This is a genomic window from Desulfobacterales bacterium (assembly GCA_021647905.1).
Classification (GTDB): domain Bacteria; phylum Desulfobacterota; class Desulfobulbia; order Desulfobulbales; family BM004; genus JAKITW01.
The window spans coordinates 1-11,281 of the sequence record JAKITW010000085.1 but is presented as its reverse complement, the minus strand read 5'-3'; the positions used below and the strand labels follow the sequence as shown (position 1 = coordinate 11,281).

The following is an 11,281-nucleotide window of genomic DNA, read 5'->3' as shown; positions in this document are numbered from 1 at the left end:
TCGCCGCCGCGGCGAAGCGAGTTCCTGCTTGATAGCCTGTTTATGAACAGCCGGCCCTTCTCAATGGAGCGGCCGTTGGTAGAAGAAGACCCCTTTCCCGATAGGAGGGGGTTTACTGAATGTTTACCGAAGAAATGCGCCGCCGGTATCTTGACCTGCTGAACAAGGGGCTGCTGCGAATTGAGAATACGGGCCACCGTGCTGCTGCGCCAAGGCGCGATGATTACCCTGTGGGAAAAAATAAAACTCTATCAACTGGAATCGAACAGCCCACCGGGATGACCCCGCTTCTGAGACCCGGGCAATGGAAAAGGGCTGGTAAGATTCCCTATCCCTTCTTAGCCTTCATCAGCCCCAGCAGGGTTTCGATATCCTCAATCGAGGCATGAACCGGGCCGGAGGCCGTCCGGATCTCGATGTCCCCGGCGACCCGGATAACCACGGGATAATCGCCCAGAAAAAAATCAGCGTCCGGTTCATCGGTTATCTCCGGGTTGTTGATCAACTTCTCGGAAAACTCGACGCATTGCCGGCACCGCTCTTCCATGTCCACATCCCGGAGGGGGTCGTTCAAGCACCCTTCATAGCTGTCACACTCTTCCATTACCATCATTGCCATAACCTTTCCTTTCCTCGAATCCGCCCGGTCATCGGCCTGTCCGCATACCGTCCCTTCGGTTGCTTCCCTTTTCCGCGAACAGACCTCTGCCTCGCATCTCCGGCACCCTGCAAGCGCCTGCCAGACAGGAGGCAACCCGGACCCCGGCGGGGTTTACCCTGGGGGTGGTTACCAAAAGAACGCGTTTTTATGTCTGTTATGCGCTATGATCCCCGGCAAGGAGACCACACCGAATGAACGACTGCCTTACCATTGCCGAACAGTTCAGCCCGGGAAAAACGGTCCGCCAGGTCCGCGAATTCGGCAGCGGCAATATCAACGCCACCTTCCTGGTGACCCTGGATTCCGTGGCGGAGAAACACTTTATCCTGCAGCAGCTCAACCCCCGGGTATTTCCCCGGCCGGAGGGGGTGATGCACAACCTGCGTACCTGTATCGCCCATGTCCGGGACCGATTGGCACAAACTCCCCTGCCGCCCGGCCGGCGCTGGGAGATGGTGCGGGTGCTTAGGACCCGGAACGGAGCCGATCTGTTCCGTGACAAGGCCGGATCGTGCTGGCGGGCGCTCACCTTTATCAACCATGCCCGCTCCTTTGACACCATCCGGGACGAGTCCCATGCCCGGGAGATCGGATATGGCCTGGGCCTGTTCCACGCCCTGTTGAACGACCTTCCCCCTGGCCGGCTGACCGATACCCTGGCGGGGTTTCACATAACCCCCGGCTACCTGGACCACTATGACCGGGTCCTGGCGGCACAAAACCCGGCCGGCTCGCCGGAGGTGAATTACTGCCTTGATAGTATACACCGCTCCAGGGTCCGGGCCGATGTCCTGGAAAAGGCCAAGGCCCGGGGACTCCTGAAACCGCGGCCGATCCACGGCGATCCCAAGATAAACAACTTCATGATCGACAACACCACCGGCCGGGTGGTGAGCCTGATTGATCTGGACACGGTCCAGCCGGGCCTGGTCCAGTATGATATCGGCGACTGCCTGCGCTCGGGCTGCAATCCCCTGGGCGAGCGGCCCGGGCAATGGCAACAGGTCCGCTTTGAGCCCGACCTGTGCCGGGCCATCCTGCAAGGCTATTTTACAATGGCCGGCCGGTTGCTCACGGACAACGATTTTTCGTATCTCTATGACGCCGTCCGGTTGCTCACATTCGAACTGGGTCTGAGATTCTTTACCGACTATCTGGAAGGCAATGTCTACTTCAAGGCCGACCGGCCGGAGCATAACCTGGCCCGGGCCCTGGTCCAGTTCCGGCTCCTCGCCAGTATCGAGTCCCAGGCCGGGGCCATCCGCGCCATTATCCGGGAACTGCGATGAGCAGGCATCTTGCCTGGCCGCCGATCACCCGTGGGTCGGCGGCAGATATGTTTTTTTGTGTTGTTGAACGGTCAAGCCGTTCAAACGATCAGTTTCTCCAGCATCTCCCGGGTCGTGGTTTCCAGGTCATACTCCGGCTGCCAGTCCCATTGGCCAGGGGCCGCGCCGTCATCCACCCGGTTGGGCCAGGAATCGGCAATGGCCTGCCGCACCGGATCCACCTCGTAGCTGACCTTGAACCCGGGGACATGTTCCCTGATTGCCGCTGCCAGTTCTTCCGGGGTAAAAGCCATGGCGCTGACATTAAAGGCATTGCGGTCGCCGAGCGCCTCCGGCCGGGCCTCCATGACCGCAATGGCGGCCCGGACCGCATCCGGCATGTACATCATATCAAGCAAGGTGTCAGGGGCCAGAAAACAGGTATATTCCTTCTCCGCAAGGGCCGCAAGAAACATCTCCACCGCATAATCGGTAATCCCGCCGCCGGGCATGGTCTCATGGGAGATGAGCCCGGGGAACCTGACCACGCGGGCGTTAACCCGGTAACGGTGGGAATAATAGTTGCAGAGAAGTTCCCCGGTCACCTTGGTCACCCCGTACATGGTGGCCGGCCGCCGGTTCGTAAGTTGGGGGATCTTGTCCCGGGGGGCGGCCGGACCGGATGCGCCGATTGAACCTGGTTGAAACACCGCGCATGACCGGTGCCGGGCAACCTCCAGTACATTCCGGAGACCGTTGACATTAACATCCCAGGCCCGTTCGGGATCCTCCTCGGCCCGGACGGAAAGCAGGGCGGCGAGGTGATAGATGGTGTCAATCCCGAACTCCCTGACAATTTTCATCAACCGGTTGCGCTCCCTGACATCCAGGGTGAGATAAGGACCGGACTTAAGAAGACAGGGGGCCGGATTTCTTTTATGGCCGGCGGCTATCACCTTACCGGTGCCGTATCTCTCCCGCAATGCCTGGGTCAACGCGGTGCCGAACTGACCGGTGGCACCGGTGACAAGTATTTTCTTCATGGCGAAACCTCTGCCCGGGAATAAGTGATAAAATAAACCGGAAGGCGTCTCGTGCCGCCGGGCTGTCCCTTTCGGCTGTTCCGGCTCCGCCTCCCCGCCTGACTACGATAAAGCCTGATCAATGATCTCCCTGAGGTCATCGATCATGAACGGTTTGACCATGGCCGCGCAGAAACCATGCTCCTGATAGCTTGCCAGGACCGGGTCGTTGGAATAACCGCTGGACACGACAACCCTGGCCCCCGGATTAATCTTATGGATCTCGGCAACAGCCTCCCGGCCCCCCATGCCCCCGGGAATGGTCAGGTCCATGATCACCAGATCAACAGGCTCGGCAGACCCCTCGGCCTCCTGATAGATGGCGACCGCTTCGGCCCCGTCCCTGGCAAGCACGACATCAAATCCCAGATATTCGAGCATGTTCAGCGCCGCGTCCCTGACTATTTCCTCATCATCCATTACCAGGATCTTTATCTTTCCCTTCTCCTCGATCAGCGGTGGCGCCACCTCTTTTTCCGGCTGGTCTTCTTCAGCGGAAGCCGGCAGATAGATGACAAAGGCGGCCCCTTCTCCGGGTCGTGAATCCACGGAAACATAGCCCTTATGCTTGCTGATTATCGAATGGACAACGGCCAGGCCCAGGCCGCTGCCCTTTGGCTTGGTGGAAAAATAGGGGTCAAAGATCTTGTCGATTACATCCGCCGGGATCCCGGCGCCGTTATCCTGGATCGTTATCTTGACATACCTCTCATTCTCCGGCAACGGCACCTCTTCGCCGGCAAGGCTTTCAAGGTTTTCACATCCCACCCGGATCATCCCGCCTTCCGGCATCGCGTCCCTGGCATTTAAAATCAGGTTCTGGATAACCTGGCTCATCTGGCCCTTGTCAATCTCAACCAGCCAGAGATCATCCGGGATATCATATCGGCAGGCTATTTTTTCACCATGCAGAACAAAATCAGCCGAGTCCTTGATAACCTCCGGAATCGAGGCCGCCTCCTTGACCGGCTCGCCGCCCTTGGAAAAGGTCAGGAGCTGCTTGGTCAGATCCTTGGCCCTGAGGGAGGCCTTGGCCGCTTCCATCAGCAGCTGATGGACCTTGTCTCCGGGCCTGGCAAGCCTGGCGGCCATATCGATATTGCCGAGAATCGCTACCAGGATATTATTGAAATCATGGGCAATCCCACCGGCCAGCACCCCGACCGACTCCAGCTTCTTGACCTTGAGCAGTTCCTCCTCCATGCGCAGGGTATTGGTTATGTCCCGGAACACCAGGACCACCCCGACCACCCGGCTCTGAAAGTCTCGAATCGGGGCGCCGCTGTCGGCAATGCTTCTTTCCCTGCCGTCCCTGGCAACGAGGATAGTATGCTTGGCCAGGCCGATGATCCGGTTACTGGCCAGGACCTTGGTTATCGGGTTTTCAACGGGTTCCCCGGTCTTGCCGTTGCGGATATTGAACACCTCGGGCAATTGTCGGCCCACGGCATCGGCCTGGGACCAGCCGGTAAGTTCCTCGGCCATTTTATTGATCAGGACGATCTTGCCCGCGGTATCGGTGGTGATCACCCCGTCGCCGATGCTGCGCAGGGTAACGGCCAGCCGTTCCCGCTCGGCGGCCAGGGCATCCTCGACCCGCTTCCGGGCAGTAATATCCTGGAAGTTTTCAACGATGCCGAGCAGGTTGCCGTCGGCGTCGAGAAAGGGCCGGGCGGTCACGATAAAATAGAACTGCTCGCCGTCCCGCCCGAGCTTGGTCGATTCAACCGACACCATCTTTTCGCCGTTCATAATCTGGGTCAAGGGACAAAGATCGGTATGACAGAGAGCGCCCGGCCGCGACTGGTAACATTTTTTCGGGCCCGCCCGGACCCCCTCTTCCTCCTCCTCGGGCCAGAGTGCATAATAGGCATCATTGGCCCGCAGCACCTCGTGATCAATACTGGTGATACAGAGGGGATTCGAGTTCTTGAAAACATTCTCCAGGGTGGCCTTTGATTGCCGGAGTTCCTCTTCCACCTGCCGCCGTTCCACGATTTCCTTTTCAAGAATATCGTTGATGGCTTCCAGGTCAGCGGTTCGTTCCGTGACCAGGGATTCGAGATTATTCCGATATTGCTCCATCTTCCGGTGCACCTTCCGGACTCGATGGAAATAGGTGCTGAAGGCAAAGATAACAATAAAGGTAGCAGTGTTGATCGCCCCGCTGAAGGGAGAAATATGTTCCCAGATCCGGCCCTGGTCATAGAACAACAGGACCTGTTTGACCAGGTGGCCGAAGGAACGGGAGATGGCAAAGAAGACGATTGCCATGGTGAGGAGGAAGATATAATGCCTGAAGGTGTCTTCCGGCTTGTCCAGCTTCCATTCCCTGGCAAGACAGGCGCACCAGAGAGCGATCACCAGGATGATGATCGAGCCGGCAATATCAATGGCTATGACCGGACCCCAGGAAACAGTCACGAAAACCGCCTCCATTTTTTCAGGGCCAGGAGCAGGAAAAGGAAAGAAGGCACCAGCAGCAGGTGATCCAACTGACTGAGATAAAGCACAAGGTCAGCCGGGCTGCTGATGAGGAAAGCAACGGTACGGCCCGCTGAGGTAATGAAATGAGCAGGATCAACGATTTCATGCAGCCAATGTCCGGTAAAGGTCAGACAGTTCCAGAGGAGTATAAGCCAGAGAAACCATTTGAACTCAAACCAGCCGGGTCCGGTGGGCGGAATCCGATAGAGCCGGAAGAGCAGATAGCCCATGCCGATGACAAAGAGGAGATGGCCGATCTCATGGGAGACCAGCCCCTCAATGCCGCCATGACCCTGCACGGCCCAGGCCGGGGAGGTCCATGCACCGCCCAACACCAGGGTAAGGACAAGGATCTGGATCCAGGGTATCGGCCTGCGCGATATCTTCATACTCGTCTCGCCACTGTGACACCTGAAAAAAAGATATCTTCCGTTGTTTAGGGAGCCATTGGCCTTTAACACGGTCCCAGGGGTATCGGCGGGGAGTTCGGCCGGGCACCAGCCTGGCATCCTACTATGTACAATAGATATTGTCACGCATGGCTGGGTGTGAACAAACCGGATAAAGACCTGCCGGCAAACCCTAACGCAGGCCGGCGATAAACTCCTCCACGGCCCCGGGTCCCCGGCTGTCCACCAGGCGGATGGTCTCGGTGCCGATCACCGCGATATCGGCACGGCCAACAAGAGAAGCAACATCATCCCGGTTGCGGATGCCGAACCCCACGGCCAGGGGCAGGTCGGTGGCGGCCCGGCAGCGGACCATGTAATCGGCGAAGTCGGTATCGAAGTCGGTTTTACTGCCGGTGACCCCGCGCCGGGCCACGCAGTAGATAAAACCGTCGCCATGCCCGGCCAGGTAGCGCATCCGTTCCGGGGTGGAGGTGGGGGCAAAGATCTGGATCGGGGCCAGGCCGGCGGCCCGGGTGATCTCAAGAAACTCCTTGCCCTCTTCCGGGGGCAGGTCCGGAACAATGAAGCCCTTGATCCCGATCTCCCTGGCCAGGGAGACAAAGTCCTCCACCCCGTACTTGAACAGGATATTGTAATAGGTCATGAACAGGAAGGGGATCCCGTGCGCCGCGATAACCTCGGCGGCAAACTCCAGACACCCGGCCACCGTGACCCCGGAGCTGATCGATTCCTGGTTGGCCTTCAAGATCATCGGCCCGTCGGCCACCGGCTCGGAAAAGGGGATCTGCAGCTCGATCAGATCCACGCCAGCGGTCACCATCCGGCGGACCACCTCCCGGTTGACCGCAAAGGAGGGATAGCCCAGGACCAGGTGGGTCATCAACAGAATCTTTTTAGAAGCAAGCGCTGCTCGCAGGGTCCTGGTCAAGGGCTGATCATTCAGCTGCATATTCTTTTCCTCTGGCAATGATAAATTCCTTCCAGGACGGATCATTAAAGGCGTGGGCAATGGTAAAGATATCCTTGTCGCCCCGGCCGGACATATTGATGATGATCGAATCGTCAGGGGATAGGCCCGGCGCCTCTTTAAAGGCCTGGACAAAACCATGGGCCGACTCCAGGGCCGGGATAATCCCCTCCCGCCGCATGGTCAGATCCAGGGTATCCATCACCTCGGCATCAGTGGCCGCGGCAAAACGGACCCGCCCCTTTTCCCAGAGGTCGGTCAGCATCGGCGACACCCCGATATAGTCGAGCCCGGCGGCCACTGAATGGGTATCCCTCATCTGGCCGTCGGCGTTCTGCAGGAACATGGTCTTATATCCCTGGGCCACGCCCGGGGAGGCATCCCGGCCCGCCAGGCGGCTGGCGTGTTCGCCACTGTCCAGCCCCCTGCCGCCGGCCTCCACCCCGACAAGCTCCACCTCCGGATCGTTGAGAAAGCCCTGAAAGATGCCCATGGCATTGGAACCGCCGCCCACGCAGGCGTAAACCGCGGCCGGCAGTCCGCCGGTGCGGTCAAGGATCTGGGCCCGGGCCTCGATGCCGATAATCGACTGGAACCAGGCCACCATTTCCGGAAAGGGATGGGGCCCGCACACCGTGCCCATCACATAATGGGTGTCGTCCATACTGCCGACCCAGTCGCGGAAGGCCTCGTTGATCGCGTCCTTCAGGGTGCGGGAGCCGTCGGTCACCGGCACCACCGTGGCCCCGAGTTTCTCCATCCAGAAGACATTGGGCCGCTGCCGGCGCACATCCTCTTCGCCCATATAGATGGTGCAGTCAAAACCGAACTTGGCGGCCATGGTGGCGGTGGCCACCCCGTGCTGCCCGGCCCCGGTCTCGGCGATCACCCGTTTCTTGCCCATTCTCTTGACCAGGAGCCCCTGGCCAATGACGTTGTTGGCCTTGTGAGCCCCGGTATGGTTCAGGTCCTCGCGCTTGATAAAGATCCTGGCCCCGCCGAAAAGACCACTCAAGTTCTCCGCCGCGGTGAGCGGGGTGGGCCGGCAGGAATAGCTGGACATCAGGTTCACGTATTCCTGCCAGAAGGCCGGGTCCTCCTTGGCCTTTTTAAAGGCGGCCTTTAATTCGGCAAAGGTCGAATGCAGCACCTCCGGGGTAAAGGCCCCGCCCCATTGTCCGTAATACCCTTCTTTTATGTCCATTATGTCCATGATCTGCAATCTCTAAAATCGCTCAATTTGGCACCATGCACCTGCTTCTGAGTGCAGGGTTCAAGGTGCAGGGTGCAGGGTGCAGGGTGCAGGGTGCAGGGTGCAAGTCAGAAGTCAGAAGTCAGAAGTCAGAAGTCAGAAGTCAGAAGTCAGAAGTCAGAAGTCAGAAGTCAGAAAAATATTATATCCGGACCATGATCACTGCTCCATATTTTTTTCACCGTTCACCGTTCACTGTCCACTGTCCACTATTTTTTCTGTCCTCCGTCCTCTGTCTTCTGCCCTCTGTCTTCAGTCCTCCGTCATTCCGCCATCTCAAATAAACTGAATTTTGATGCTTTTTTGTCGAAAGTAAGTACAGCGTCGCAACCATGGAATTTGGCGGAATGAGCAATTAATAAATCTGAAAGATCATACCTGTTCCCTTGAGCGGCAATCGTGAACTGTTGCAAGGTTGACTGCTGCTCAAATTTTAAAATAGGCATTAACAAAAGCTCGCTGATTGAATCTAAAATTTCATTTCTTGGGATTTCGTAGGCTGATTCTAAAACCCAGATCAATTCAAGCACGATGAGTAGTGGTACAAATAACTCCTGTTTTGATGATTCAGCTTTTTTAAATATATTATAAACTTTCTTGGTCTGGTGTTCATTGTCGCCCACCAAAAAACGAACCAACAAGTTTGTATCTATCCCCTTCACTTATCCCTAAGACCTTAATTTCTTTTCCAGTTTATCTGGGTTACGTCTTATCTTCATTCTGTTTCTGACTGCATCGTCCATAGCTTCGAGAGACACGGCTTTTCTACCTGGTTTATGCAATTTGCAAAAGAGGTCATCTACTTTTCTGGAGACAGGCTTGATTATAGCTTCTCTGTTTTCCGTAACAATGATGTCGATTTTGTCACCGGCATGCAATTTCAAGGCTTCTCTGATTTTTTTAGGGATAGTAACTTGTCCCTTTGTGGTGAGTGTTGCCAGCGCCATATAATCCTCCTTACTTTTTTGCTGTATCTTACAATAGAGTAAGGCAAATAGGGCGAGGTGTCAATAAACAAAATTGATGAACTCGTAACAACCCGAAAGGCTTCAAATGCCACCCAATAAAATCAACAAGTTACAAGACGAATCACGTCCGTCGAGCGGGTTGTCGCGAGACCGACAAAATTATAACCGTTCACCAAAGAAACGCCTAATTTCATGTGGTTCCCCATCCGCTCTGACCGCAATCAAGGGCGGCCAGCCGAGTCCGGCAGGCGGCAGCGAAATCCTCTGGATAATGGCCGATGATGAAACGGAGCTGGGCCTCGGAAAAGGCGCCGGGCGATTGGGGCAGCCTGGGCAGCAGGGAATAGAGGAGGCGCTGGCCGGTATCGCCGGCATTGAATCGCTTGGGATATTCGATACTGGTCACCAGCCGGGCGCCCAGCGCGGCAAGCGCCTGCTGGGCCAGCAACAGCCCGTAATCAAGGGAATCGCGCATTGCCCGGCCGGCCTCAAGGATGTTGCCCACCGGGGCCTTGGTCATCAGTTGCAGCTCCCACTGCGAGGTCTGGGCCTTGGGCACGAAAAGAATCACCTGGTCGTCCTCAAAGACAATCAGGCTCCGCTCCCGGCCGGGATCATTGTCCATGCGCCGGTTGCCGCGGATGGCCCGCAGGTAGTCGCTGAAAAAATCACTGTCATGCTCCCGGCGATAGTCATCAATGAAATCCGCCACCAGGTCACCGCAGCCGTAGGACGGAATCGCGCCCGTTTGCCGGCCCCTGGCGTCATAAACAGGAACCGTTGCCGAAACCAGGGCGTACTGCTGATGGATCTGCTGGTGCGAGGCATGGAGCCGGTAGCCGCTGGGCGCAAAATCAAAACCGAAATTCCAGCCCCAGAGGGTGGCGGTAAACGGCAAGTCCCGGTCCCGGGCCGCCAGGGCTGCCATGACCTCCTGCCGGAGCGTTTCCAACTCATCCGGGGCCAGGGGCCGGCCGGTCCCGGGCAACTCGATCCCGAGCATGGTACCGAGCCGGACATAGGTGCGCTGGTAATAGAGATGGCGCAGGCCGGTGATATCTTCCCGGCCCAGTTCCGCCATCCGGTAGCGCACCGCGTCATTGGCCATGTTGGCCGCATAATGGCCCCAGGGGATATAACTGTTGCGGCGCAGGTACTCAAAGACATGGCTGCGCGACCCCGGCCATTCGCCGACGATCTCGCTCCCCCCCTGGGCCCCTGGCCTGAGTACCATCACCTCCTTGTAGCCATCCGGGAGATGGGGGTTGTTGGCCAGGGTTTCGAACAGATCATGGCTGCGGATCACCGGCCGGATCCGGCCCCGGGCGTCGGGCTTGAACCGCAGCCCGGCCGGCCGGCCCGGCTCCTGCGGATCATCGATAAACTCACAGCAGAGACGGGCCAGGGCGACCAGATCCTCGGGATCGGTGGAGGTGGCGGCCAGGGCGAGCAGCACCGGTTCCGGCAGCCGGGCGAAGATAGCCCCGGTCCGGTTTTCATCCTCCAACCCGCCCCGCAGGGCCTGGTGCATGGAGACCGAGGGGGGGGCCGGCAGACCGATGGCGCCGATATCCGCGGCAGCGCGATCAGCCCAGGCCCGGCCGATATAGGTGGCGCCCCGGAAGGGAAAAACATTGGCAATCTCGTATACCCAGTCCGCGGCCGGCTCGTCCACTGCCCGGGCCGGGAAATTGGCGCGATTGTCATGAACCCGCCCGTCAGCAAGCAGGCCCAATGGTTCAATCGCGTCATTGCCGCGCAGATTGGCCACCGTATAGGCTGGCTTGTGAATACCAAAGACAAACCCCCGGTCCGGGGTGACACAGGTTCGAAGTTTCATGACTGTCTTGTTATCCCTGGTTCGATTTTATTGGACAGGGCTTCATATTTATGCAATTTCTTCTAATTTGGCAAGATCACACCCCGCTCCATCCCTTGCGGTGTAGCCACAGACAACGAACAAAATCGAAAAACACCAAAGGATCCATTGGCACACTACTGGTTTTTACCTACCAACCGCCTTACCGCTGCCGTAAACATTCAGTCCCCCCCTCCTGTCGGGAAAGGGGTCTTCTTCTACCAACGGCCGCTCCATTGAGGTAAGCGTTCACCAGCACCTCATCTTCGCCCATTTCGGAGGCTCGTGCCTCGCTTACCTGGCCTGCTCGAATAGCACCAGTATG

The 11,281-nt window shown here is 57.8% G+C and carries 10 protein-coding genes; 1 reads left to right on the top strand and 9 read right to left on the bottom strand.

Annotated features, from left to right (window positions below):
• Positions 1 to 328 precede the first annotated feature (328 nt).
• Positions 329 to 619, bottom strand: coding sequence for a hypothetical protein (locus tag L3J03_11130; protein MCF6291531.1), 291 nt, complete (start codon positions 617 to 619; stop codon positions 329 to 331).
• A gap of 233 nt (positions 620 to 852) precedes the next feature.
• Here L3J03_11130 and L3J03_11125 point away from each other — a divergent pair, with 233 nt between their 5' ends.
• Complete coding sequence (locus L3J03_11125; protein MCF6291530.1) at positions 853 to 1,950, top strand: aminoglycoside phosphotransferase family protein; 1,098 nt, start codon at positions 853 to 855, stop codon at positions 1,948 to 1,950.
• Positions 1,951 to 2,030: 80 nt separating this feature from the next.
• Here L3J03_11125 and L3J03_11120 read toward each other — a convergent pair whose 3' ends face one another.
• The 8 genes from L3J03_11120 to L3J03_11085 form a co-directional block, all read right to left on the bottom strand.
• Positions 2,031 to 2,972, bottom strand: a complete 942-nt coding sequence (locus L3J03_11120; GenBank protein MCF6291529.1) for an NAD-dependent epimerase/dehydratase family protein — start codon at positions 2,970 to 2,972, stop codon at positions 2,031 to 2,033.
• Positions 2,973 to 3,074: 102 nt separating this feature from the next.
• Entirely contained in the window at positions 3,075 to 5,435 is a 2,361-nt protein-coding gene (locus tag L3J03_11115) for a PAS domain S-box protein (protein MCF6291528.1), read from the bottom strand.
• On the bottom strand, positions 5,432 to 5,887 hold the full coding sequence (locus tag L3J03_11110; GenBank protein MCF6291527.1) for a hypothetical protein: 456 nt from the start codon (positions 5,885 to 5,887) through the stop codon (positions 5,432 to 5,434). The genes L3J03_11115 and L3J03_11110 overlap by 4 nt, the downstream gene beginning before the upstream one ends.
• A gap of 193 nt (positions 5,888 to 6,080) precedes the next feature.
• Positions 6,081 to 6,860 (bottom strand): tryptophan synthase subunit alpha, encoded by a 780-nt coding sequence (trpA, locus tag L3J03_11105; GenBank protein ID MCF6291526.1) that lies wholly within the window; start codon positions 6,858 to 6,860, stop codon positions 6,081 to 6,083.
• A complete protein-coding gene (trpB, locus tag L3J03_11100) occupies positions 6,847 to 8,082 on the bottom strand; it encodes a tryptophan synthase subunit beta (protein MCF6291525.1) in 1,236 nt (411 codons plus the stop codon). The genes trpA and trpB overlap by 14 nt, the downstream gene beginning before the upstream one ends.
• Positions 8,083 to 8,393: 311 nt before the next feature.
• Complete coding sequence (locus tag L3J03_11095) at positions 8,394 to 8,792, bottom strand: type II toxin-antitoxin system VapC family toxin (protein MCF6291524.1); 399 nt, start codon at positions 8,790 to 8,792, stop codon at positions 8,394 to 8,396.
• Positions 8,793 to 8,798: 6 nt separating this feature from the next.
• Positions 8,799 to 9,077, bottom strand: a complete 279-nt coding sequence (locus tag L3J03_11090; protein ID MCF6291523.1) for an AbrB/MazE/SpoVT family DNA-binding domain-containing protein — start codon at positions 9,075 to 9,077, stop codon at positions 8,799 to 8,801.
• A 211-nt stretch (positions 9,078 to 9,288) separates the two neighbouring features.
• On the bottom strand, positions 9,289 to 10,938 hold the full coding sequence (locus tag L3J03_11085) for a hypothetical protein (protein ID MCF6291522.1): 1,650 nt from the start codon (positions 10,936 to 10,938) through the stop codon (positions 9,289 to 9,291).
• Positions 10,939 to 11,281 lie beyond the last annotated feature (343 nt).

Coding starts and splice junctions, on each gene's coding strand:
- L3J03_11130 (MCF6291531.1), bottom strand. CDS start 619: ATGGCAATGATGGTAATGGAAGAGTGTGACAGCTATGAAGGGTGCTTG.
- L3J03_11125 (MCF6291530.1), top strand. CDS start 853: ATGAACGACTGCCTTACCATTGCCGAACAGTTCAGCCCGGGAAAAACG.
- L3J03_11120 (MCF6291529.1), bottom strand. CDS start 2,972: ATGAAGAAAATACTTGTCACCGGTGCCACCGGTCAGTTCGGCACCGCG.
- L3J03_11110 (MCF6291527.1), bottom strand. CDS start 5,887: ATGAAGATATCGCGCAGGCCGATACCCTGGATCCAGATCCTTGTCCTT.
- trpA (MCF6291526.1), bottom strand. CDS start 6,860: ATGCAGCTGAATGATCAGCCCTTGACCAGGACCCTGCGAGCAGCGCTT.
- trpB (MCF6291525.1), bottom strand. CDS start 8,082: ATGGACATAAAAGAAGGGTATTACGGACAATGGGGCGGGGCCTTTACC.
- L3J03_11090 (MCF6291523.1), bottom strand. CDS start 9,077: ATGGCGCTGGCAACACTCACCACAAAGGGACAAGTTACTATCCCTAAA.
- L3J03_11085 (MCF6291522.1), bottom strand. CDS start 10,938: ATGAAACTTCGAACCTGTGTCACCCCGGACCGGGGGTTTGTCTTTGGT.